Source organism: Pseudomonas rhizoryzae (genome assembly GCF_005250615.1).
GTDB lineage: Bacteria > Pseudomonadota > Gammaproteobacteria > Pseudomonadales > Pseudomonadaceae > Chryseomonas > Chryseomonas rhizoryzae.
Genome location: NZ_SULM01000009.1, coordinates 119,422 through 140,958, shown reverse-complemented (window position 1 = coordinate 140,958; position 21,537 = coordinate 119,422). Strand labels below are relative to the sequence as shown.

The following is a 21,537-nucleotide window of genomic DNA, read 5'->3' as shown; positions in this document are numbered from 1 at the left end:
AGGAGCTCCCATGCCCGATGCGTCCCAACGCGCGGGTTCGGCCCAGGAGATGAATGCCGAGCCCCGTCTTCGCTTGAAACCTCGTAGCCTGTTCGCCAAGTTCCTGCTGGCCTTCATTCTGGTCGATGCGCTGGGGACCACGCTGTTCACCCTGCACAGCTATCGGCAGGCGCGCAGCGCCAGCAGCCAGAGCATCGACTATCGGCTGATGAGTGCCGCCCTGGCGCTGCCGGAAATCCTCGGCGAGGACTACCTCGCGCAGTTGCAGGATCCCGCGCAAGCCGATCCGCAGCGCTACCGGCGCACCCTGGTCATTCTTGATCGCTACGCGCAGAAGGCCGGCTTGGCGTCGCTCTATGCCTTCGTCGAAGAGGGCTCGGCTGTACGTTTCATCATGGATTCGGCCAGCGAGCAGGAAATCCGTGTCGGCTATTTCGGCGACTATCGCCAGTACTACGATCAGGCGCCGCCAGAGCTGGGCGCGGTGTTCGCTGATCATCGACCACGGTTCGCCGAATACCAGGATGGCTTCGGCAATTTCCGCTCGCTGTTCCTGGCCATTCCGGGCCAGCACGGGCAGGTGGTCGTCATAGGGGCGGATATGTTCATGGAAGGAATCGAGGCAGCAGAGCAAGCGGCACTGCTGGACTCCTTGCTCATCGGCGCCTTGATCTTCTCGCTGGGCGCCCTGGTCAGTCGCATCCTGGCCGGCGCACTCAACCGCTACCTCGGGCGGCTCGGCCAGGCCACCGAGCGCATCGCCGATGGTGACTATCAGCTCGGCCTCAAAGAGGGATTGGATCCGGTGGGGCGCCTGGGGCGGGCCATGAACCAGATGGGCGCGGCCTTGGCGGCGCGCGAGCGGCGCATCAGTCAGCTGGCGTTCCGCGACATGCTTACCCGCTTGCCTAATCAGGTCCGGCTGGTGATGGAGATCCGCCAGCGCCTCGAGCGTGCGGCAGCCGGGCGCTTCGCCGTGCTGCTGCTGGACGTCGCCAATTTCCGCACCATCAACGAACTACTCGGCCAGGAAGGCGGCGACAAGATCCTGCGCCACCTCGCACGGCGCCTGCGCGTCGCGGCGCCGGACGAGAACGGCGTGGCGCGGGTAGGCGCCGACACCTTCGTCCTGCTGCTGCCCTGGTTCGACGAAGGCTCCGCCAACGCTGCCCTGGCGTCCCTGCGCAACCTGGTGGAAAAGCCCTTCGTCAGCGGCAACCAGCGGCTCTCGTTACACATCACCTTCGGCATCGCCTGCTATCCCGAACACGGTGCCAGCGCCGAGGCCCTGCTGGCCCATGCCGAGACCGCCCTGCAGGACGCCCGGCGGCGGCAACTGCCCTATGCCTTCCATGACCCGGACCAGGAGCGCCAGCGGCAGCAGGGCATCGCCTTGCTCGACGCCCTGGACCTCGCCGTGGATCACGACCAGTTGCGGCTGCATCTGCAGCCCAAGATCGGCTTGCCGGACGGCCGGGTGCTGGGTGCCGAAGTCTTGCTGCGCTGGCAACATCCGGAGCTGGGTCTGCTGGGGCCGGACGCCTTCGTCGGGCTCGCCGAGCAGAGCCGCAAGATCTGCGACATCACCCTATGGGTGCTGGAGCGCTGCATGCGTTTGCAGCGCGAAGGCCAATTGGGCGCTCTCAAACTCAACGTCAATCTGTCGCTACTGGACCTGGAGCATCCAGCCTTCATCGCGCGCCTCGGTCGGCTGCTGGACGAGACCGGCGCCTTGGCATGCCACTTCTGTCTGGAGATCACCGAGTCCCGGGCGATGAGCAATCCGGTGCAGGTGCTCGATTGCCTGCGCCAGCTCAAGGCCATGGGCTTCGAGTTATCCCTCGACGATTTCGGTGCGGGGCATTCCTCGTTGGCTTGCCTCAGCAGCTTCCCCATCGACGAACTGAAGATCGACAAGCAATTCATCGAGCATTGCCAACTGCCGCGCGATCAGGAGGTGATTCGGCTGCTGGTCCAGTTGGGTCATTTGCGTGGACTGCGCGTGGTGGCCGAAGGCGTGGAGACGCCCGCGGCGCTGCAGGTGCTCACGGAGCTGGGTTGCGATCAGATCCAGGGGCAACTGGTGGCGGGTGCCCTGGCGTTGGAAGACTTCCAGCGCTGGTATGCCGAGCAGGAGCAGGGGGCTTGGCAGCTCAGAGCCTAGGCTTCGGGCTGGCCGGCCCAGGTCCCGGTGAGCAACGGTGGCAGGCGTTCGACCAATTCGTCCAGCACCAGGCGTACCCGGAAGGCCAGGTGCCGGGTGTCGGGCCAGACCGCCTGGATCATGATGGGTTGGGCGCGTTCGGCGAAGGTCAGGGCCACCAGCTCGCCATTGCGCACAGCCGTATCCACTAGCCAACTGGGCAGCCGCGTCACCCCGAGTCCGCGACAGGCCGCCAGCAGCATGGCGTCGAGGTCGTCCAGCAGCAAGCGGGCTGGCGGACTGATCTCGCGGAAGGAGCCCTGGGCATCCTGAAATAGCCAGCCCGCCTCCCGGACGCCACGTCCATAGAGGAGGGCAGGCTGCCTCGCCAAGTCGTCCAGGGTGCGCGGCGTTCCATGTCGAGCAAGCCAGGCCGGCGCCGCGCAGACCACCATGAGATGTTCCCCCAGAGGGCGCGCGCGCAGGCCGGGTGTGTCGTCCAATGAACCACTGCGGATGGCCAGGTCGATGCCTTCCTCCAGCAGGTCCACCTTGCGGTCGTTGAAGGACAGTTCGAACTGCAGGTCGGGCCACCGCTCGGCCAGCTCCAGCAGGATCGGCGCCAGGCAGCGGCGGCCCAGCACCACCGGCATGCTCAGCCGCAGCCGGCCCCGCGGGCTCTGGCGACCGCGGGCGAGTTCGTCTTCGGCGCCCTCCAGTTCGGCGAGGATGCGCAGGCAGCGCTGATAGAAGAGTTCGCCTTCCGCGGTAAGTCGCTGGCTGCGCGTGGTGCGCTGGAACAGCGGCACGCCCAGTTGCTCCTCCAAGCGGGCCACCGCCTTGCCGACCGCCGAACGTGACAGGTGCAACCGTTGCGCCGCCACACTGAAATTGCCTGACTGCACGGCCTGGACGAAGGCCGCGATCCCGCTGACGGCATCCGCTCTGAGCATCGTATTGTCGCGCTTGGATATTCGATGCTGCGAATTTATCGCGCAACTGGCGCGTCAGGCTATTCAATAAGCTCTGCGGACTTCTTCCACCGAGAAATGCCCATGCTCCCCACCTCCACTCGACAATGGCAATTGCGCGACTACGGCGCCACCAACCTGGAATTGATCGAAGCCCCTGTTCCCCAGCCCGCGCCGCACGAGGTCTTGGTGCGGGTCGCCGCCGTGTCGCTCAACTATCGCGACCGCCTGGTGCTGGACAACGGCATGGGCAGCTCCTTGCGCTTTCCCTTCGTGCCCGGTTCGGATCTGGTGGGCGAGGTCGTGGCAGTTGGCCCGGCGGTCAGTCGGGTCCGGCTGGGCCAGCGGGTGATCAATACCTTCTGGCGTGATTGGCTCGACGCGCCGCTGCCAGGCCCGACGCCCGATGCCGCCTTCGGCGGCGCGGACCTACCCGGAGTGCTCAGCCAGTATCGAGTACTGCATGAGGACAATCTCGTCATGGCGCCTGAGACCCTGGCCGACGGCCCTGCCAGCACCCTGGTGTGTGCGGGGCTTACCGCCTGGCACAGCCTGGTCGAGGTCGGCAGGCTCCAACCGGGCCAGTGGGTGCTGGTACAGGGCAGTGGTGGGGTGGCGCTGTTCGCTGCCCAGCTCGCCCTGAGCCTGGGCGCTCAGGTGGTGTTGACCAGCGCCAGCGCCGAGAAGCGCGAAAGGGCGCGGGCGCTGGGGGTCCAGCAGGTGGTGGATCGCTGCCGGCTCGATTGGCCCGCCCAGGTCTGGCAGGCGACCGGTGGCCGCGGGGTCGACCTCGTCATAGAGCTAGCGGGGGGCGATCTGGGCCTGAGCCTGGATACCCTGGCGCCGGGTGGGACCCTTGTCGTGGTCGGGGTGCTGGAAGGTTTCCAGTTGCAGGTACCTTGCGCGACGCTGTTCGCCAAGCGCGCCCGTATCCAGGGCGTGGCGGTGGGCAATCGGCGGGCGCTGGAGGACTTGGTACGCTGGATTGATCGAACCGGTATCACCCCGCAGGTGGACGCCGAATACGGCCTGGCCGATCTGCCCGCCGCCCTGGACCATCTGGCCCGCGGCGCCTTTGGCAAGGTGGTGGTGCGGATGGAGTGAGCCGCCGCCGCAAAGCAAGAAGCCGCCTTGCGGCGGCTTCGAGCGGCGAACCCTGGTGCTTAGAAGCGATAGGTCAGCTGGGCACCCAGGCCATGGGCACTGTTGTCGTACTTGGCGCTGTAGCCGCCACGCAGAGCATCGGGAGCGCGGTTGACCTTGACGTTGTCTTCCCACAGATAGGCATAGGCCACGTCGATGGTCACGTCCTTGGTCGGGGACCAGCCAGCACCCAGGGAGAAGGTCTTGCGATCGCCCACTGGGACGCGCACGTTGCGGTCGGCGTTGTCCACCGGGGAGGGGTCGATGGCCATGCCGGCACGCAACACCCACTGCGGATTCAACTGGTAGGCGGCGCCGATGGCGTAGGACCAGGTGTCCTTCCAGTTGAACTCCTCGGTGATCTCGCCCAGGCGGTTGCCGATCGGAGCCGGCAGAGTGGGAGTACCTTCGTTTTCCACCGTGATGGACTGCAGACGGCTCCAACGGGTCCAGGTGGCACCGGCGTACAGCGTCCAGGCGTTGTTCAGGTGATAGGTGAAGGAGGCGTCGGTGCTCTCCGGCAGGGTCAGGTCCAGGCTGCCGTTGTACTTGCCATTGAGCCGATTGAGGATGGCATTGAAGGTCGGGTTGGCACTGCCCGCGCCGCTGACTTCGGTATGGCCCTTGAGTTCGTAGCTGACCTTGGAATGATAGGTCAGGCCGAAGGTGAGGTCGTCGGTGAGGTCCGCCAGGACGCCGACGTTAAAGCCGTAGGCGGTGTCGTCCCCGTCGATCTTGACCTGGGCATCGCCGCCACCGAAGGCTCCGGCGCTCAGGTTGCTGTTCAGCTTGCCTTCGATCCGGTTGATAGTGGGACCGAAGCCAATGGAAACCTTGTCGGTGATCTTGTAGCTGACGGTGGGCTGCACGGTGATGACTTCCACCTTGCTCGCCTGGCCCTGGTAGCGGCCCTGGAAGGCGTGCTCGTAGTTGCTGATCAGCGCATAGGGAACGTAGACACCCAGGCCGAAGTGCAGGCGATCATCCACCGGGGTCACGAAATAGCCGAAGGGCACCACCGAGTTCGGCACCATGTCGCCGTCGTTGCTGCCGGGTACCGGTCGACCATTGGCATAACGGGCGTTGGCGTCCTTGATGTCGACCTTGGCGTGGATATAGGCGCCGCCGAAGGAGACCTCGCGACCCAGGCGCGACATGCCGGCGGGGTTGCCATAGATGGTGGAAGCATCCTGCGCGGAAGAAGAACGCCCGGCGAAGGAGGTACCCATGCCGCTGATACTTTGCTCGTTGATGGCCAGACCGTTGGCCAGCGCATAGCCGGAAGTGCTCGAGACGGCTAAGGCAAGTAGGGACAGTTTTATTGTTTTCATGCTCTTGCAGCTCCATTGAAAGGCGAGAAGCGCTTACCTCCGCGGATCCCCATGTCCGAGTGAGTACCTGCGCACACTCAGCTTTTAGCAGGCCCAGCGGGCGAATACAAAAAAAACTATTCGGTCACGTTTGGTTCGGCCTAGTCATGGAACGTTCATCCGACGAACCCGCCTGGAAAGCCGCTGAATGCCCCGCACCGAAGCGGCCGACCGCTGTCGCAATGGGCGCCGATGCTCTGCGTCCGGGTGGCTTATACTGTCAGCCTACCTGTTCGGAGTGCGCCCTTGACTTCTGCCCCTCATTGGATCCGCGACGACGCGGCGTTGGCCGCTCTCTGCCAGCGTTGCCAGAGCTTGCCCTTTATCGCGCTCGACACCGAATTCATGCGGGTCGACACCTTCTATCCCAAGGCCGGCCTGATCCAGATCGGTGACGGTGAGCAGGCCTATCTGGTCGACCCCCTGTGTATCGATGACTGGTCGTCCTTCGCCGCCTTGTTGGAAGACTCCGCGGTGGTGAAGGTGCTGCATGCCTGCAGTGAAGACCTGGAAGTGTTGCTGCGTTTGACCGGTAGCCTGCCGCAGCCGCTGTACGACACCCAGTTGGCGGCGGCTTATCTTGGGCTGGCCCATTCCATGGGCTATTCGCGGCTGGTGGCCGAGGTGCTGCAGATCGACCTGCCCAAGGACGAGACCCGTTCCGACTGGCTGCAACGTCCGCTGACGCCCTTGCAGGAGCGCTATGCCGCCGCCGACGTGACCCATCTGGCCGAGGTCTATCGCCAGCTCGATGCGCGTCTGGACGAGCGCCGGCGCGCCTGGCTGCTGGAGGACGGTGCCGAGCTGGTGGCCAATCTGCGCCGCACCAGCGATCCCTGGGAGGCCTACCGTGACGTCAAGCTGGCCTGGCGGCTGTCGCGCCAGCAACTGGCCGTGCTGCGGGTGCTCTGCCACTGGCGGGAAGTCACCGCCCGGGAGCGCGACCAGCCGCGCAACCATGTGCTGCGCGAACGCTCGCTGTGGCCGCTGGCGCGTTTCCAGCCCGATGACAAGCAGGCCCTGGCCCGTATCGACGACATGCACCCGCGCACCGTGCGCCAGGACGGCGATACCCTGCTGGCGCTGATCGCCGAGGGTAAGGCCACGCCTGCCGAGCAGTGGCCGGAATTGCAGGGCGAGCCCTTGCCCCATGAGGTCTCGCCGCTGCTCAAGGCCCTGCGCGCCATCGGCGAGCGCGACGCCGAGGCGCTGGGCATGGCGCCGGAGCTGATGCTGCGCAAGAAGGTGCTCGAAGCCCTGCTGCGCAGCGGCTGGCCCGATGGCGACTACCGCTTGCCCGATAACCTGCGCGGCTGGCGTCGCGAGCGCTTCGGCCAGGCTCTTCTCGATCACCTGCAGGCGCAGCGCACCACGCCTGCGCCCCTGGAAAACGCCCCATGAAAGTGCTCTGCTCCATCTACCGCAGCCCGCGCAAGCCGGAAATGTACCTCTACGTCGACAAGCTCAAGGGCCTGACCCGCGTTCCCGAGGGCCTACTCACGGCCTTCGGCCCCCCGGCACTGGCCTTCGAGTTCGTGCTCACCCCGGAGCGCAAGCTGGCGCGGGAAGACGTCGCCAAGGTCCTCGAGAACATCGACAAGCAGGGCTACCACCTGCAGATGCCGCCGCCGGAGTTGGAACGCGACGACTACATCGAGCACCTGCCCGAAGAACTGCTGCGTCTCAACGATCCGCTATGACGGCGGTGTTGCTGCTGGAAAAGGAGCCGGACGGCTATCTCGACGCCTGGCGAGTGCTGGCGCCCGGGCTGGAGCTGCACGTGCCGGCGGACCAGGCCGACGCCGAGCGCCTGGCGGCGGAGCCCTGCTACTGGCTCGGTCAGCCGGACCTTGCCGCAGCGCTGCTGCGCCGGGGCGTCAAGCCGCGCTGGCTGCAATCGACCTGGGCCGGCTATGCCCCCCTGCTGGCCGCGGACCTGCCGTGCGACTACCGCTTCAGCCGCGCCGTGGGCCTGTTCGGTCAAAGCATCGGCGAGTACGTGCTGACCTATCTGTTGCAGCATGAACGCCAGGTCGCGGCTCGCCAGCTCAGCCAGCGCGAGCGCCGCTGGGACACCCGCGCCCCGGGCACCCTGGCCGGACGCCGGCTGCTGCTGGTGGGGGCGGGTGACATCGGTCAGGACATCGCCCGCCTGTTGGCGCCCTTCGGAATGACCCTCACCGGCGTCGCCCGCACTGTGCGGACGCTGCCCGGCTTCGCCCGGGTCGTGCCGCTCGCGGCCTTGCGGGAAGCCGCCGCCGCGGCGGATTTCGTGGTCAATTTGCTGCCGGACAGCGCCAGCACCCGGGATCTCTATGACGCGGACTTCTTCGCGGTGCTCCCCGCGGGCGCCTTGTTCATCAATGCCGGACGGGGCACCAGCGTGGTGGACGCCGCGTTGATCGACGCCCTCCACAGCGGCCATCTGGCCGGGGCGGTGTTGGATGTGTTCCGTGAGGAGCCGCTGCCAGTCGAGCATCCGTTCTGGCGGACGCCCAATCTGCAGCTCACCGCCCACGTCGCCGGACCCACGCCGCCGACGGCGGCTGTCCAGCTGTTCCTCGACAACCTCCAGCGCCTGCAACAGGGGCAGCCCCTGCGCGGCGCCGTCGAGCTCGCCGCTCAGCCGAGGGTATAGGGCCCGGCGACCGCCAGCTCCTCGATGGTCAGCCGCGGGCTGGGCAGCTCGCGTCCCTGTAGCGACTCCGGCAGGCTGGCCTTGTCGCCCAGCTTGCCGATGGCCACCGCCAGCTCGACCTTGAACGCGGCCGGCACCTGCAATTCACGCTGGATGCCTTCGCGATCGATACCCGCCATGCCGTGGGCGTGCCAGCCGGCGTTGGTCGCCTGCAGCGCCAGATAGGCCCAGGCCGCACCGGCATCGAAGCTGTGGCTGGGGAAGGGCACTTCCTCGCCACTGCCGGCGCGGGTATGGGTGGTCTTCGACAGGATGATCACCAGCGCCGAGGCGTGCTGCGCCCAGCCGCGGTTGAATTCGGCCAGCAGGCTGAGGAACAGCTCCCAGTGGGCATCGCCGCGGCGGGCATAGAGAAAGCGCCAGGGCTGGGCGTTGAAGGCGGACGGTGCCCAGCGCGCGGCTTCGATGAAGCCGAGCAGGGTTGCTTCTTCGATCTCGACCGGCGCGAAGGCACGCGGCGACCAACGCTGGACGAATTGTTCGTCAACGGGGTATTGCGGGGTACGGCTGCTATGGGTCATGGCTTCACCACGGTGGGAAAGGGGAGTCCCGCACGGTAATCCGGCCGGGCGGAACCGACAAGGGCGCGAACGGTGCTTGGCGCTTGCGGCCCGCGGCACTAGACTGCGCGCCCTCTCTTCAGCTCCGACGACTCGCCATGGCCGCCATCACCCAGCCGTTCTGGAAGCGCAAGACCCTCGATCAGCTCGATGCCCAGGAATGGGAGTCGCTGTGCGACGGTTGCGGCCTGTGCTGCCTGCAGAAACTGGAAGACGAGGACGACGGCGCCGTCTACTACACCCGCATCGCCTGCAAGCTGCTGGACCTCAAGACCTGCCAGTGCAGCCGCTATGCCGAACGGACCCGCTTCGTCCCCGACTGCATCCAGCTCACCCCGGCCCAGGCCGACCAGTTCGCCTGGCTGCCGCCCACCTGCGGCTACCGCCTGGTGGCCGAGGGCAAGGATCTACCGGAGTGGCACCCGCTGATCTGCGATGACCGCGAGGCGGTGCACAAGGCCGGCATCTCCCAATCCGGCCGCATGCTCAGCGAGACGCAAGTGGCCGAGGATGACTGGGAAGACTATCTGATCTTCCGCGCTGGCTGAGCTTCCGCTCAGGCCAGAGCGACAGGCGCCGGCATCGCCAGCCCCGCTGCGCGATGGCAGCGCACCTCCACCCGCGTCGCCGGCAGCAAGGCCTGCGGCCTTTCGCAACCGGCCCCCGCCTGGGCGCAGCGATCCCGGAAGAAGCAGCCGCTCGGCAGCACCCGGTTGCCCGGTAGCTCGGTACGCTGGGCGGCGGCGTCACCGGTCAGGGGCTGGTCCAGGCGCGGCACCGCTTCCAGCAAGAGCCGAGTGTAAGGATGACTGGGCCGCTCCAGCACCTCTGCCGCCGCGCCCAGCTCGACGATCTGTCCCAGGTACATCACCGCCACCCGATTGGCCAGGTGACGGACCACCGAGACGTTGTGGGAGATCAGCACGAAGGTCAGACCGCGCTCGCGCTGTAGCTGGGCCAGCAGATTGAGGATCTGCGCCTGCACCGAGATGTCCAGCGCCGAGGTCGGCTCGTCGAGGATGATGACGTCCGGGTCGGACGACAGCGCCCGGGCGATGGCGATGCGCTGGCGCTGACCGCCGGAGAACTGGTGCGGATAGCGATCCAGGTATTCCGGGCGGATGCCCACCTGCCGCGCCAGGCGCTGGGCCACGGTGCGCAGTTCGGCGGTGGATTTGCGGCCCCGTACCACCAGGGGTTCGGTGATCAACTTCCACACCGGTAGACGCGGGTCCAATGAAGACTGCGGGTCCTGGAAGACGATCTGGATATTGCGCTGGCCGTGGGTCGAGCCCGTGGCCTCAAGGGTGCCGCGCACCGGTTCTACCAGGCCCATCAGCACCTGGGCCAGGGTGCTCTTGCCACAGCCGGATTCGCCCAGCACGCCCAGGGTTTCACCGGGAAACAGGCGCAGGTCGATGCCATTGAGGGCGTGGGCCTGGCCCTTGCTGCGGCCGAGCCAGTCACGGCCCACCGGATAGCGCACCTCGACGCCCTGGAGTTCCAGCAACGGCGCGGCGGAAGGAGAAAGAGAAGTCATGCCGGGGCGTCCTCGGCCTGCAGCCAGCAGGCGCTCAGGTGATCGGGGGTATCGGTGGGCAGCAGCCCAGGCCGCGTCTCGCAGCGTTCATGCCGCCGGGCGCAACGGTCCTTGAAGGTGCAGCCGCCGGGTAGCTGGGCGAGGTTGGGTACCTGTCCGGGGATACTGGCCAAGTCGCTGCCCGGCACCGCCTTCTCCGGCAGGCAGGCCAGCAGGCCCTGGGTATAGGGATGCCGTGGCGCCTGCATCACCGCGGCCGTGGCACCCTGTTCGACGATACCGCCGGCATACATCACATAGACGCGGTCGCAGAATTGCGCGACCAGGGCCATGTCGTGGGTGATCAGCAGGATGGCGGTACCCCGGGCCCGCGCCTTCTCGCGCAACAGCAGCAGCACCTGACGCTGCACCGTGACGTCCAGCGCGGTGGTCGGCTCGTCGGCGATCAGCAGCTGCGGATCGCAGGAGAAGGCCAGGGCGATCATGATGCGCTGGCGCATGCCGCCGGAGAGTTCGAAGGGATAGCGCTCGAGGATCTGCTCGGGATCGGCGATGTGCATGTCCTTGAGCAGCTCGATGGCACGGGCGCGGGCCTGGCCGGCGTCCAGCGTGGTATGGCGGCGGATCACGTCCAACAGTTGCTGACCGATGCGCCGGGTCGGATTGAGCGCGGTCATCGGCTCCTGGAAGATCATCGCCGCCTCGCGACCGCGGACTTCCATCAGCTGGCGCTCGCTCATTGCCAGCATGTCGCGGCCCACCAGATCGACGCGGCCGCCGGTGACCTTATAGCTGCCGCGCGGCAGCAGGCCCAGGGTGAGCATGGCGGTGACCGACTTGCCCGAGCCGGACTCGCCCACCACGCCGACGATCTCGCCAGGCGCCACGCTCAGGCTGACGCCATTGAGCGCCTTGGCGCTGCTGCGAAAGCCGGGAAATTCTAGGTTCAACTGGTCGATGTGCAGTACGGGCTGGCCCATGTCATTTGCCCTTTTGGCGAGGATCGAGCAGATCGCGGATGCCATCGCCCAGCAGGTTGAAGCCGATGGCGGTCACCAGGATGGCGAGGCCCGGAAAGGTCGAGTACCACCACTGATCGAGGATGAAGTTGCGGCCGCTGGCGACCATCACGCCCCACTCGGCGGTGGGCGGTTGGGCGCCCAGGCCGATGAAGCCCAGCGCCGAGGCCATGAGGATGGCGTTGCCGATGTCCAGGCTGAATTGCACCAGCAGTGGTGGCATGGCGTTGCGCGCCACGTGCCAGTGCACCAGGTGCCATTTGCCGGCACCGAAGGTGCGCGCCGCCTGCACATAGGCCAACTGGCGGATGCTCAGGGTCTGGCCACGCGCCAGGCGCACATAGAAGGGGATGCGCACCAGGGTGATGGCCAGCATGGCGTTGAACAGGCTCGGCCCGAGCGCGGCGGCCAGGGCCATGATCAGCACCAGCGAGGGCACCGATAGGATGATGTCCATCAGGCGCATCGTCAGGCGGTCGAAGGCGCCGCCGACGATGCCCGACAGGCAGCCGAGCAGGCCGCCGCTGATGCAGGCGGCGAAGGCGACGAACAGGCCGACGCCCACCGACTGGCGGCTACCGTAGATGACCCGGCTGAGCAGGTCACGACCTACCTCGTCGGTGCCGAACCAGTGCAGGGCGCTGGGCGCCTGTAAGCGTGCGGTGAGTTTCAGGGCATTGGGTTGGTAGGGCGCCAGCCAAGGCGCGGCGATCATGCACAGCAGCACCAGCAGGGTGATCAGAAGCCCCGTGAGCATCAGTGGATTGCGGCGGATACGCCAGGCGAGCCAGGCGAGTTGCTCCTGCCAGAGGGGGCGCGAAGCGGTCAGGGTCGTCATGCTAGTTCACCTTGCCGATACGGGGATCGACCAGCCGGTAGAGCAGATCGATGAAGCGGTTGAGCAGCACATAGATGAAGGACACCACGATGGCGAAGCCCATCACCGCCGGGAAATCCAGCGCCTGGATCGACTTGACCACATAGGCGCCCATGCCCGGCCAGGCGAACACCGTCTCGGTGAGTACCGCACCGTAGAGCAGATCGCCCAGCGCCAGGCCGATCACCGTGATGGAGGGGATCAGCGCATTGGGCAGGGCATGGCGCAGCACCACGGTGGCTTGCGACAGGCCATAGGCACGGGCGGTACGGATGTAGTCCTCGCCCAACTGCTCGAGCATGGCGCCGCGGATCTGCCGGGTGATCACCCCCAGGTTGACGAAGGCCAGGGTCACCGCCGGCAGCACCAGGTGCTTGGCGGCGCTGACGAAACCGGGCAGGTCGCCGGCCAGCAGGGTGTCGATGAGATAGAAGCCGGTGATCGTCGGCGGTGGCGTCATGCCCTGGGCCAGGCGGCCGCCCCCTGGCAGCCAGCCAAGATGGCCGTAGAACAGCACGATCAGGCCCAGCCCCAGCCAGAACGCCGGGGTGGAGATGCCCGCCACCGCCAGGGTGCGGCTGATGTGATCGATCCAGCGATTGGTGTAGACCGCCGAGAGTACCCCCAGGGGCACGCCGATCAGGATCGACAGCAGCAGCGCCACCAGCGCCAGTTCCAGGGTGGCCGGGAAGAACGTCCGCAGGTCCTCCAGCACCGGTCGATGGGTGCGGATCGACTGCCCCAGGTCGCCGTGCAGCAGGTCGCTCATATAGCGGAAGTACTGCTGGTATAGCGGCAGATCCAGGCCCAGTTGATGGCGGATGTTGGCGACGATCTCGTCGCTGGCCCGCTCGCCGGCGATCAGCCGCGCCGGATCGCCAGGGATCAGGTGCGAGATGACGAAGGTGATCAGGGAGACCCCGATGACCACGATGAGGATATCGGTCAGCTGCTTGCGCAGCAGGTGGAAGAAGGCCATGGCTAACCTCGCGAGGCGGGCGCCGGAACTCGCCGGCACCCGTCGCCCTTACTTGGACATCGCAGCGAAATCGAAGACCTGTTCGAGCATGGGGTTGAACACGTACCCCTTGACCGCCTCGCGCATCGGCACCGTATAGGCCTTCTGGTAGAGATAGGCATAGGCGGCGTCGCCCACCACGATCTTCTGGGCTTCCTGATACAGCGCCTTGCGTTGGGCCACGTCGCTGACGCTGGCGGCGTCGCGCAGCAGCTGATCCACCTTGGGATTGCTGTAGAAGGAGCGATTGCCGGCCAGGCCGGCGTTGGTGCTGTCGAACCAGAAGTTCATGAACATGTAGGGATCGGCGAAATCCGGACTCCAGTTGCCGATGGCCACATCGAAGTCGCCGCTGCCCAGACGTTCGCGGAAGGTGGCGTTGGCCAGCTTCTCCATCTTCAGGTTGACGCCGAGCGCGCTGAGGCCCGCCTGCAGGGTCAGGCCGATGGGCTCCCAGGCCGGGTCCTTGTCCGAATAGAGGAATTGCAACTCGCGCAGCTTGGGCGCCTTGCCCAACTCGGCCTGGGCGGCATCCAGGTCCTGCTTGGGCAGTGGCAGGCTCGGATCGTGGCCCCACATGCCGTCCGGGATCGGCCCGTTCATGAGCTTGGCCTTGCCCATGGCGATACCGTCGACGATACCCTGGTAGTCCAGGGAGTCGACCACCGCCTTGCGCGCGTGCACGTCGTTCATGGGCGCGCGCTTGTTGTTGAGGTAGAGGTAGGTCACCCGCAGCGAGGGGTAGGCGGTGGTGACGAAGCCGGGCTTCTGCGCCAGGGCCTTGACCTGGTCTTCGGGCAGGTCCTCGATGATGTCGAGGTCGCCCTGTTCCAGTTGCAGGCGACGTACCGAAGGCTCGGCGATGATGCGGATCACTACCTGCTTGAGGGTCGGTGCCTTGCCGGCATAGTACGGATTGGGCTCCAGGGTCAGCGACTGGCCCTTCTGCCAGGCGGCCAGGCGGTAGGCGCCGGAACCGGCGGTATGGCCGGCCAGCCAGGCGTCCACGTCCTTGCCATGCGCGCTGGCCACCTTCGGGTTGATCACGCTGGCGCCATCGTGGGCCAGGGCGAAGAGGAAGGGCGCGAAGGGCTTTTGCAGGGTGAATTTCACCGTATGGGGATCCACCACCGTCACCGTCATGTCCGCCGGGAAGATGCTGGACGGGCCCTGCTTGAGTTTCATCAGGCGTTCGATGGAGAACTTGACCGCCTCGGCGGTCACCTCGCTGCCGTCGTCGAATTTATTGCCGGACTTGAGGGTGAAGGTCCACACCAGGTTGTCGGGCGAAACGGTCCAGCCGCTGGCCAGGTCACCCTCGACGTCGGTGCTGCCCTTGCCATCTTCCACCTTGTAGCGCATCAGGCGCTGGTAGGCGGGGTAGGTCACCGTCCAGTCATTGTTGTCGAAGGTCACGCCCGGATCGACGGTCTGCAAATCGGCTGGTTTGCCGATGACCAGGGTGTCGGTCGCGGTGGCAGCGCTGGCCGGTTGCCAGGCACCCAGGCCCAGCAGGGAAACCAGGGCGAGCATTCGGGACGCCGATGAAACGCAGGTGCGCGAAGACGAGAACATGCCGGTACCTCGGATTGTTTGGTTTTAGGGTGTTTCGGCAGAGGGCAAGACGGTCGAGCCTTGGGCTCGCGGCGCTGGATTCGAACGATCCGGTCGCCGGCTGGATCAGCTCAGCAGGGCGGCAAGATCCTCCTGGCTGAGATGGTGGTAATCGATCAGCGCATAGCGGCGAGCATCGGGCAGCTCGAAATGCCACCACTCGCTAGGGATGAAGGTGAAGCCGGCGCTTTGCATGACGCCCAGCAGCAGCAGGCGATGGCGCTGGGCCGCGACGGGCACGGCCGGGTTGAACAGGTGCGACAGCTCGCGCATGTCGTCGAAACCGGTGCCCATGTCCAGCGGCATGCCGGTCTCGTCGAGCAGGGTTACGTCCACCGCCACGCCGCGGCTGTGATGCGAACCCTGGGTCGGATCGCTCACGTACTGCGCATCCGGCAGCGCGCGCCAGAGCAATTCCTGGGCATAGGGCGGGCGATAGGCGTCCAGCACCTGCAGGCGCAGCCCGGCCTGTCGGGCCAGTTCGCTGGCTCTTTGCAGACGGATCGCGGCATCGCGGTGCAGCAGGCAGTGAGCATCCTGGTAGAGGATCTTGCCGGCGAGATTGTCGGCGCTCGCATAGACCAGGTGGATATCCACGCCGTAGCGGTGGGCGTCGATCTCGACGAGTTCTGGGTGGTTCACGGTATGGGGTGGTTCCTTGAGATGAAAAGGGCGGCCTGGGCTCACTCGAATTGACCGAAGCGCTGCTGCAGGACGCGGTTGCTGGCCAGGCGCTGCTCCAGCGCATCGCCCGAGCGATCCGCCACCGCTGATACCAGCAGGTTCAGCAGGCAGGCCAGGGGCGCCAGGGAGTCCCAGAATTGGTCGACCTCCAGGCGCAGTTGCAGCAGGTCGGCCGGATAGTCCCGCGCCCAGGGGCAGTGGTAGTCCGTGATCAGCGCCAGGGGCAGCTCGGCATCGCGGGCGGCTTCGCACAGCTTGCGGGTCACGCTGGAGTAGGCGCGAAAGTCGGCTACCACCAGATAGGGGCGGGTGAAGCCACTGTTGAAGATGTCGGCATAGGTGCCGGACAGGCCGTCGACGTAGAAGGCCTTGGGGCGGATGTATTCCAGCAGGCTGTGGAAGCTGCCGAGAACGCCGCGGGTAGTCTGGATACCGGCGATGAACACGGCCTCGGCGTCGGTCAACTGTTGCACCACCTGCTCGAACACCGGGCCGCGCGCCAGTTGGTAGACGTCCTCGATGGCGGCGAGCTCGGCGGCCAGGGAGCGATCCAGGGCATCGCTGCGCCCGCTCTGCTGGCGAAAGGCGCTGAAGCGATCGGTGATGCGCCAGGCTTCCAGACCTTCGTCTCTCAGGCTCTGCTTGACGTCGTCGAGGTTGCGATAGCCCAGGGAGCGTAGCAGCCGACCCACGGAAATCCCGGTGGTGTTAGTGCGTTGGGCGATGCTGTCGGCGGTCTCGAAGGGCAGCTTCTCCGGATTGGCCAGCAAGTAGCCCGCCACACGCTTGCCGGTGGGCGTGAGTTCAGCGAAGGCACCTTCGAGGGCTTGGAAGAAGAGGGGTTTGCTCACGCGGCCGACCTGCAATGTTATCAAGCTGTCATTTATAGCTCTGTTGTTCAAAAACTAACATCGCTGTTCCAAAGGCCGCAAGCGCTCGGATGCCGGTTGTCATATAGGTGTCGCAAAGGCGCGATGGAGGTCGCTGGGAGATAAGCCAGTCGGGGTCGACTGGCTCAGGAGAGGCGGCGTCTCGGGCGAGACGCCGTGCAGGCCAAGGTCAGCCCAGGGGGGACTCCATGTGGGAGGCGCGCTCGACGGCGCTGTATCTATCGCTGACCGCATGGGCGCGTTCCAGCAGCACCTTGAGTTCGGCAAGATCCTGGGCAATGCGGGTACCGGGATCGCGCCGCAGCACGCGGGCGAACAGATGCCCCAGGCGTCCGGCCGGAGGTTCGTAGGCCATCACCGCCGTTACCTCGGTGCCGCCCGGTACGTCGACGAAGCTGACCCAGCCCAGGTTGTTCAGGCCGGCATAGCCGCAGGAGCGCCAGCCGATCAGCTGGCCGGGCACGTCGTCGGTGACCTCCGCATCCCACTCGAAACGACCCATGGGTGCCTTGACCACCCAGTGGGAATAGCGGTCGTTGAGTACGTCTACCCGCTCGATATGGCGCATGAAGATCGGCAGGTTGGAGAAGTCGCGCCAGAAGCGATACAGCTCGTCGCGCGGGCGAGCGATGACTACCCGCCGCGTTTGGGAAGCCGCCGAATGCCAGGCCAACGAGCGGCGGACGTCGCGTTCGAAACGCACCTTGGTCAGGGTGCTCTTGATCGAGCAATGTCCGCGCAGGCCGCGCTTCAGCAACCAGGCACCGGTGGCGCCGGTCAGCAGGCCGAGCAGACCGCCACGCGCCAGGCCGCGGCTGATTAGCAGACCACCGCCAGCCACCGAGGCCAGGCGTTCCACGCCCTTGATGGCGGCGGCGTCGCGCGGCGGAGGAGCGAGAGGGGGAGTGGGGGCATCTAGGTGCATGACAGATTCTCCTATGGCTGTGGAGAAGACCTGCCCAGAGCCCCCGCCGTTCCCTGTCGCTAGGCGGCCAGGCCGAGAACCCGGAACACGAAGGCGTATTCAAGAGCCACGTCGCGCAGCGCCTGATAGCGTCCACTCATGCCGCCGTGTCCGGCACCGAATTCGGTCTTGAGCAACAGCAGGGGCGCCTGATCGGTCCGCCGCTCGCGCAGCCGCGCCACCCACTTGGCCGCTTCCCAGTACTGCACCCGGGTGTCGTGATAACCCGCCACCGCCAGGATCGCCGGATAGGCCTGGGCCTTCACGTTCTCGTAGGGAGCGTAGCTCGCTATGCGCTCACGCACTTCCGGCTCGTTGGGATCGCCCCACTCGTCGTATTCGGTCACGGTCAGCGGCAGGTCGGGCTTGAGCATGGTGTTCAGCACGTCGACGAAGGGCACCTCGGCGATGGCCGCGGCATAGAGGTCGGGCCGCTGGTTCAGCACGGCGCCGATCAGCAGGCCGCCGGCGCTGCCGCCGCTGATGACGATCTGCTGCGGCGTGCTCAGGCCTTGCTCCAGCAGATGCTCGGTGCAGGCGATGAAGTCGTCGAAGGTGTTCTGCTTGTGTTCCAGCTTGCCGCTGCGATACCAGGCCTCGCCCAGCTCGCCGCCGCCGCGCACATGGGCGATGGCGAAGCGCACGCCGCGATCCAGCAGGCTCAGGCGGGCATGGGAGAACCAGGGGTCGAGGCTGTGGCCATAGGCACCATAGCCATAGAGGTAGAGTGGGGCACTCTGCGGCAGATCGCGTCGCCCGACCAGACTGATGGGGATGCGGGTGCCATCGGAGGCAGTCGCCCAGAGGCGCCGGCTTTCATAGGCATCGGCATCGAAGGGGCCTTCCACTGGCACCTGCTTGAGCACCCGCTGGCTGCCGCTGGCCAGTTCCAGTTCACGGATTTCCGCGGGGCGATTGAGCGCCTCGTAGCGCAGCCGCAGCACCGGGCTCTGGAATTCCAGCACGTCCATCGCATCGAGGCTGTAGACCTCGTCCGGCAAGTCAACGCGGTAGGGCGCCTGGCCGTAGGGGCGGACCTCCAGGATCGGCAGTCCGGCACTGCGCAGACTGAGCACTAGCGCCTGGGCGCTCAGGCTCGCGTCCTCCAGCATCACCGCCGGATCGTGGGGGACCAGCAACTGCCAGTGAGCGCGTGTGGGACTGGCCTCGGCGGCCCGGTACAGCGCGAAGTTGATGCCGTCCTGGTTGCTGCGCACGTACCAGCCGTCGACGCCATGGTCGGGGAAATACTCGTGGCCTTCCTCACGCGGTGCCAGGCAGACGAAGGCTTCGTCCGGCCGATCGGCATCCAGCACCCAGGCCTCGCTGGTGGTCTTGCTATGGGAGAGCAACAACAGCTTGCGCTCGGAACTCGAGCGATAGCAGCCGAGGAAGAAGCGGCCATCGGTTTCATGGAAGACCAGTTGCGGTTCGGCCTCGCCCAGGTGATAGCGATAGAGCTTGTGCGGACGATGGGATTCGTCCCGCTCGCCGAAGAACAGGGTTCGGCTGTCGTTGGCCCAGGTCAGGCTGCCATCGCATTCGTCGAAGGGCAGTTCGGTCACGGCACCGGTCGTCAGGTCTTTCACATAGAGCCGGTAGGTCTCGTCACCCACCTGATCCAGGCTGTAGGCGAGCTTGCTCTGGTCAGGGCTGATGGTGAAGCGACCCACGGAGAGAAAACCACCGTTGGCGATGGCGTTGCCGTCGAACAGCAGCTGCTCGCTCGCGGGGTCGGGCGTCAGGCTGCCATCGACTGGGCGGCGGCAGCGATAATTGCGGCCATACTCGTCACCGGCCTGGGTGCGTTGATAGTAGAGATAGTCACCCCGTGGGACCGGCAACGACAGATCCGTCTCGCGAAGGCGTGCGCGGATCTCTTCGAACAGTCGCTCACGCAAGGCGGCCTGAGGCGCTAGCTGGGCTTCCAGATAGGCGTTCTCGGCTTCCAGGTGCGCCAGCACCTCGGGCGCATCTCGGCTTTCCAGCCAGACGTAGGGATCGTCGCCTGGGGCGCGGCGGGCAATGGGGGCTTGGGTCATGCGGGCTCCTTGGCTGCCGCGCAAAAGCACGCGGGCGGGGCAAAACCGTTATCATAGGCTTCCCCTCTCATCTATCGCCATGGATCGCAATGACCGACCAAGAGTACCTGATCGCCTGGGCCATCTACGCCGTCGCCGCGCTGCTGTTGTTGGTGGTGACCTTCAAGGCTACCGGCTGGCTCTGGCGCTGGCTGCGTGAACCCATCCGTCTGGTGGCGGCCGTGCTCATGGTGACCCCCGTGCTGGTGGACGCCGAGCACGGCTTCTATGCCCCGGCGATCGCCGTGACGGTACTCGATCTGGTGTTCAAGGTCGGCAACAGCGCCTGGTCGGCCGTGGCCAATCTGGCGGCGGCCGGCGTCATCGGCGTGGTGCTCTATCTGCTCTTCGTGCTGTGCCGCTGGCTGTACTGGCGCTCGCACCCCCGGCCGGCGCCTGTTGCTGCCCAAACCCCGGCGGATGACCCGTTGCCGGAATCGCCTACGACCCGGCAAGGCGCGCCCGCCCCGGTCGAGCAGCGGGACGTTCGCAGTCGCGGCGAGCGCATCGAGCCGCGCCTCTAATCCAGGCTTGCGCCCAGGGCCTTGCGCCTGCAGCATGATCGTCATGGGCAGCGGCTGCAGCCGCGAGTGAATCAGGCAGACACCCCGGAGGAAGGGACATGTGCGAATTGCTGGGCATGAGTGCCAACGTGCCCACGGATCTGGTCTTCAGTCTCCAGGGTCTGATGCAGCGCGGTGGCCGTACCGGGCCGCACCGGGACGGCTGGGGCGTGGCCTTCTACGAGGGCAAGGGCCTGCACCTGTTCAAGGATGCCCTGCCAGGTGCCGATTCCGAAGTGGCCAAGCTGGTCCAGGGCTACCCGATCAAGAGTCATACGGTGATCGGCCATATCCGTCACGCCAACGTCGGCGGGGTAAACCTGGCCAACACCCATCCCTTCGTCCGTGAGCTGGGCGGTCGCTACTGGAGCTTTGCCCACAATGGCCAGCTGCAGGATTTCCGTCCCGAGCCACGCTTCTATCGTCCGGTTGGGGATACCGATAGCGAGGCGGCCTTCTGCAGCCTGCTGGATCAGGTCCGCGAACGTTTTCCCGAGCCGGTACCGGTGGAGATGCTGCTACCGCAGCTGGTGAACGCCTGCGACGGCTTTCGCAAGCGGGGTGTGTTCAATTGCCTGCTTAGCGATGGCGACTGGCTGTTCAGCTTCTGCACTACCAAGCTGGCCCATATCACCCGCCGCGCACCTTTCGGTCCGGCCCATTTACGGGATGCCGAGGTCCATATCGACTTCAAGGCCGAAACCACCCCCGACGATGTCGTCACCATCGTCGCGACCGAACCCCTGACCACTGACGAGCTCTGGACTCTGCACCAGCCGGGTGAATGGCACCTCTGGTGGAATGGTGAGATCGTCACCCAAGGCCGCCTCTGAATAGGAACCTCTCCAGCGATGCTGCGCAGCTATATTCGTCTGCTGTTGTTCACCCTGGCCTTGTTGGTGGGGGTGCAGATTCCTGGATTCATGCTCGACTACGAGCAGCGGGTGGATGCCCACCGGCTGGAATCCGACCAGGCCCTGAGCGGCTTTCGCAAGACCGCGCAGCAATACTTCAACGGCAGTCTCGATGGCCTGCTGGCGCACTACCAGGCCAGTGACGATCCGGTCTTTCGCAGCGACGCCGATAGCCTCGGCGTACTGATACGCCGCAACGCGCTCTTCAACGAAGAGTGGCAGGCCCTGCAGGGGCCTTGGTACCAGCGAGCCTGGCACATTCTGGTTCGGCCCAACACCGAACTGCGCGACGAGACCCTGCGGCAGTATCGCTATCAGGTGGTTCTCACACCTGAGGCTATCGCCTGGGGAGTAGGGCTGGGCCTGGCGCTGGCGGTGACGGTGGAAACCTTTGCCCTGTGGCTTGCGATCCTTATCTATCCGCGGCGCCCGGCACGACGGATTTCCTAGGCTCGATAAAAAATTTCACGTTTTCAGGTGTTTAGCTG

General features: G+C 66.0%; 21 protein-coding genes. 9 read left to right on the top strand and 12 right to left on the bottom strand.

Annotated features, from left to right (window positions below):
* The first annotated feature begins 10 nt into the window (after positions 1 to 10).
* On the top strand, positions 11 to 2,164 hold the full coding sequence (locus FAZ11_RS16330; RefSeq protein ID WP_058774073.1) for a putative bifunctional diguanylate cyclase/phosphodiesterase: 2,154 nt from the start codon (positions 11 to 13) through the stop codon (positions 2,162 to 2,164).
* Here the strand turns inward: FAZ11_RS16330 and FAZ11_RS16325 are convergent.
* Positions 2,161 to 3,096, bottom strand: a complete 936-nt coding sequence (locus FAZ11_RS16325) for a LysR family transcriptional regulator (RefSeq protein ID WP_058774072.1) — start codon at positions 3,094 to 3,096, stop codon at positions 2,161 to 2,163. The genes FAZ11_RS16330 and FAZ11_RS16325 overlap by 4 nt on opposite strands.
* Before the next feature lie 102 nt (positions 3,097 to 3,198).
* On the opposite strand from FAZ11_RS16325, the gene FAZ11_RS16320 reads away from it, so the two are divergent.
* Entirely contained in the window at positions 3,199 to 4,218 is a 1,020-nt protein-coding gene (locus FAZ11_RS16320; protein ID WP_058774071.1) for a zinc-dependent alcohol dehydrogenase family protein, read from the top strand.
* Positions 4,219 to 4,277: 59 nt separating this feature from the next.
* Here FAZ11_RS16320 and FAZ11_RS16315 read toward each other — a convergent pair whose 3' ends face one another.
* Positions 4,278 to 5,588, bottom strand: a complete 1,311-nt coding sequence (locus FAZ11_RS16315) for an OmpP1/FadL family transporter (protein WP_058774070.1) — start codon at positions 5,586 to 5,588, stop codon at positions 4,278 to 4,280.
* A gap of 285 nt (positions 5,589 to 5,873) precedes the next feature.
* Here FAZ11_RS16315 and rnd point away from each other — a divergent pair, with 285 nt between their 5' ends.
* Genes rnd through FAZ11_RS16300 form a run of 3 tightly spaced genes read left to right on the top strand, consistent with a single transcriptional unit; the run spans position 5,874 to position 8,265 of the window.
* Positions 5,874 to 7,028 carry a ribonuclease D gene (rnd, locus tag FAZ11_RS16310; RefSeq protein WP_058774069.1) on the top strand — a complete coding sequence of 385 codons (1,155 nt, stop codon included), beginning with the start codon at positions 5,874 to 5,876 and terminating at the stop codon, positions 7,026 to 7,028.
* Positions 7,025 to 7,327 (top strand): YcgL domain-containing protein, encoded by a 303-nt coding sequence (locus FAZ11_RS16305; RefSeq protein WP_058762430.1) that lies wholly within the window; start codon positions 7,025 to 7,027, stop codon positions 7,325 to 7,327. Before rnd ends, FAZ11_RS16305 begins: the two co-directional genes overlap by 4 nt.
* The gene (locus FAZ11_RS16300; protein WP_058774068.1) at positions 7,324 to 8,265 is read left to right on the top strand and encodes a D-2-hydroxyacid dehydrogenase; all 942 of its coding nucleotides are present in this window, start codon (positions 7,324 to 7,326) and stop codon (positions 8,263 to 8,265) included. Before FAZ11_RS16305 ends, FAZ11_RS16300 begins: the two co-directional genes overlap by 4 nt.
* On the opposite strand, the gene FAZ11_RS16295 is transcribed toward FAZ11_RS16300, so the two are convergent.
* Positions 8,250 to 8,846, bottom strand: coding sequence for a nitroreductase family protein (locus FAZ11_RS16295; RefSeq protein WP_058774067.1), 597 nt, complete (start codon positions 8,844 to 8,846; stop codon positions 8,250 to 8,252). The two genes, FAZ11_RS16300 and FAZ11_RS16295, sit on opposite strands and share 16 nt — an antisense overlap.
* Before the next feature lie 137 nt (positions 8,847 to 8,983).
* Between FAZ11_RS16295 and FAZ11_RS16290 the strand changes: the two genes are divergently transcribed.
* The gene (locus FAZ11_RS16290) at positions 8,984 to 9,433 is read left to right on the top strand and encodes a YcgN family cysteine cluster protein (protein ID WP_058762427.1); all 450 of its coding nucleotides are present in this window, start codon (positions 8,984 to 8,986) and stop codon (positions 9,431 to 9,433) included.
* An 8-nt stretch (positions 9,434 to 9,441) separates the two neighbouring features.
* Here FAZ11_RS16290 and FAZ11_RS16285 read toward each other — a convergent pair whose 3' ends face one another.
* The 9 genes from FAZ11_RS16285 to FAZ11_RS16245 form a co-directional block, all read right to left on the bottom strand.
* Positions 9,442 to 10,425, bottom strand: coding sequence for an oligopeptide/dipeptide ABC transporter ATP-binding protein (locus FAZ11_RS16285; RefSeq protein WP_058774066.1), 984 nt, complete (start codon positions 10,423 to 10,425; stop codon positions 9,442 to 9,444).
* Positions 10,422 to 11,405, bottom strand: coding sequence for an ABC transporter ATP-binding protein (locus FAZ11_RS16280; RefSeq protein ID WP_058774065.1), 984 nt, complete (start codon positions 11,403 to 11,405; stop codon positions 10,422 to 10,424). Before FAZ11_RS16280 ends, FAZ11_RS16285 begins: the two co-directional genes overlap by 4 nt.
* 1 nt (position 11,406) lies before the next feature.
* Positions 11,407 to 12,282 (bottom strand): D,D-dipeptide ABC transporter permease, encoded by an 876-nt coding sequence (gene ddpC / locus FAZ11_RS16275; protein ID WP_058774064.1) that lies wholly within the window; start codon positions 12,280 to 12,282, stop codon positions 11,407 to 11,409.
* Position 12,283: 1 nt separating this feature from the next.
* Positions 12,284 to 13,300 (bottom strand): ABC transporter permease, encoded by a 1,017-nt coding sequence (locus FAZ11_RS16270; RefSeq protein ID WP_058774063.1) that lies wholly within the window; start codon positions 13,298 to 13,300, stop codon positions 12,284 to 12,286.
* Between the two features lie 48 nt (positions 13,301 to 13,348).
* Positions 13,349 to 14,872 (bottom strand): ABC transporter substrate-binding protein, encoded by a 1,524-nt coding sequence (locus FAZ11_RS16265; RefSeq protein WP_420849667.1) that lies wholly within the window; start codon positions 14,870 to 14,872, stop codon positions 13,349 to 13,351.
* 147 nt (positions 14,873 to 15,019) lie between these two features.
* The gene (gene ddpX, locus FAZ11_RS16260) at positions 15,020 to 15,595 is read right to left on the bottom strand and encodes a D-alanyl-D-alanine dipeptidase (RefSeq protein ID WP_058774061.1); all 576 of its coding nucleotides are present in this window, start codon (positions 15,593 to 15,595) and stop codon (positions 15,020 to 15,022) included.
* A gap of 41 nt (positions 15,596 to 15,636) precedes the next feature.
* Positions 15,637 to 16,488 (bottom strand): MurR/RpiR family transcriptional regulator, encoded by an 852-nt coding sequence (locus tag FAZ11_RS16255; protein ID WP_058774117.1) that lies wholly within the window; start codon positions 16,486 to 16,488, stop codon positions 15,637 to 15,639.
* Positions 16,489 to 16,696: 208 nt separating this feature from the next.
* Entirely contained in the window at positions 16,697 to 17,452 is a 756-nt protein-coding gene (locus FAZ11_RS16250; RefSeq protein WP_058762420.1) for an SRPBCC family protein, read from the bottom strand.
* 59 nt (positions 17,453 to 17,511) lie between these two features.
* A complete protein-coding gene (locus FAZ11_RS16245; RefSeq protein ID WP_058774060.1) occupies positions 17,512 to 19,533 on the bottom strand; it encodes a S9 family peptidase in 2,022 nt (673 codons plus the stop codon).
* Positions 19,534 to 19,622: 89 nt separating this feature from the next.
* Here FAZ11_RS16245 and FAZ11_RS16240 point away from each other — a divergent pair, with 89 nt between their 5' ends.
* From FAZ11_RS16240 to FAZ11_RS16230, 3 genes are all read left to right on the top strand, one after another.
* Entirely contained in the window at positions 19,623 to 20,096 is a 474-nt protein-coding gene (locus FAZ11_RS16240; protein WP_058774059.1) for a hypothetical protein, read from the top strand.
* Positions 20,097 to 20,194: 98 nt separating this feature from the next.
* On the top strand, positions 20,195 to 20,968 hold the full coding sequence (locus FAZ11_RS16235) for a class II glutamine amidotransferase (RefSeq protein ID WP_058762417.1): 774 nt from the start codon (positions 20,195 to 20,197) through the stop codon (positions 20,966 to 20,968).
* Positions 20,969 to 20,986: 18 nt separating this feature from the next.
* Complete coding sequence (locus FAZ11_RS16230) at positions 20,987 to 21,499, top strand: DUF2937 family protein (RefSeq protein WP_058762416.1); 513 nt, start codon at positions 20,987 to 20,989, stop codon at positions 21,497 to 21,499.
* The last annotated feature ends 38 nt before the right edge of the window (positions 21,500 to 21,537 follow it).

What these genes read in the sequence shown, in the direction of transcription:
- FAZ11_RS16330 (WP_058774073.1), top strand. Translation starts at nt 11, where the DNA reads ATGCCCGATGCGTCCCAACGCGCGGGTTCGGCCCAGGAGATGAATGCC.
- FAZ11_RS16325 (WP_058774072.1), bottom strand. Translation starts at nt 3,096, where the DNA reads ATGCTCAGAGCGGATGCCGTCAGCGGGATCGCGGCCTTCGTCCAGGCC.
- FAZ11_RS16320 (WP_058774071.1), top strand. Translation starts at nt 3,199, where the DNA reads ATGCTCCCCACCTCCACTCGACAATGGCAATTGCGCGACTACGGCGCC.
- FAZ11_RS16315 (WP_058774070.1), bottom strand. Translation starts at nt 5,588, where the DNA reads ATGAAAACAATAAAACTGTCCCTACTTGCCTTAGCCGTCTCGAGCACT.
- FAZ11_RS16305 (WP_058762430.1), top strand. Translation starts at nt 7,025, where the DNA reads ATGAAAGTGCTCTGCTCCATCTACCGCAGCCCGCGCAAGCCGGAAATG.
- FAZ11_RS16300 (WP_058774068.1), top strand. Translation starts at nt 7,324, where the DNA reads ATGACGGCGGTGTTGCTGCTGGAAAAGGAGCCGGACGGCTATCTCGAC.
- FAZ11_RS16295 (WP_058774067.1), bottom strand. Translation starts at nt 8,846, where the DNA reads ATGACCCATAGCAGCCGTACCCCGCAATACCCCGTTGACGAACAATTC.
- FAZ11_RS16290 (WP_058762427.1), top strand. Translation starts at nt 8,984, where the DNA reads ATGGCCGCCATCACCCAGCCGTTCTGGAAGCGCAAGACCCTCGATCAG.
- FAZ11_RS16285 (WP_058774066.1), bottom strand. Translation starts at nt 10,425, where the DNA reads ATGACTTCTCTTTCTCCTTCCGCCGCGCCGTTGCTGGAACTCCAGGGC.
- FAZ11_RS16280 (WP_058774065.1), bottom strand. Translation starts at nt 11,405, where the DNA reads ATGGGCCAGCCCGTACTGCACATCGACCAGTTGAACCTAGAATTTCCC.
- ddpC (WP_058774064.1), bottom strand. Translation starts at nt 12,282, where the DNA reads ATGACGACCCTGACCGCTTCGCGCCCCCTCTGGCAGGAGCAACTCGCC.
- FAZ11_RS16270 (WP_058774063.1), bottom strand. Translation starts at nt 13,300, where the DNA reads ATGGCCTTCTTCCACCTGCTGCGCAAGCAGCTGACCGATATCCTCATC.
- FAZ11_RS16265 (WP_420849667.1), bottom strand. Translation starts at nt 14,872, where the DNA reads ATGCTCGCCCTGGTTTCCCTGCTGGGCCTGGGTGCCTGGCAACCGGCC.
- FAZ11_RS16250 (WP_058762420.1), bottom strand. Translation starts at nt 17,452, where the DNA reads ATGCACCTAGATGCCCCCACTCCCCCTCTCGCTCCTCCGCCGCGCGAC.
- FAZ11_RS16245 (WP_058774060.1), bottom strand. Translation starts at nt 19,533, where the DNA reads ATGACCCAAGCCCCCATTGCCCGCCGCGCCCCAGGCGACGATCCCTAC.
- FAZ11_RS16240 (WP_058774059.1), top strand. Translation starts at nt 19,623, where the DNA reads ATGACCGACCAAGAGTACCTGATCGCCTGGGCCATCTACGCCGTCGCC.
- FAZ11_RS16235 (WP_058762417.1), top strand. Translation starts at nt 20,195, where the DNA reads ATGTGCGAATTGCTGGGCATGAGTGCCAACGTGCCCACGGATCTGGTC.
- FAZ11_RS16230 (WP_058762416.1), top strand. Translation starts at nt 20,987, where the DNA reads ATGCTGCGCAGCTATATTCGTCTGCTGTTGTTCACCCTGGCCTTGTTG.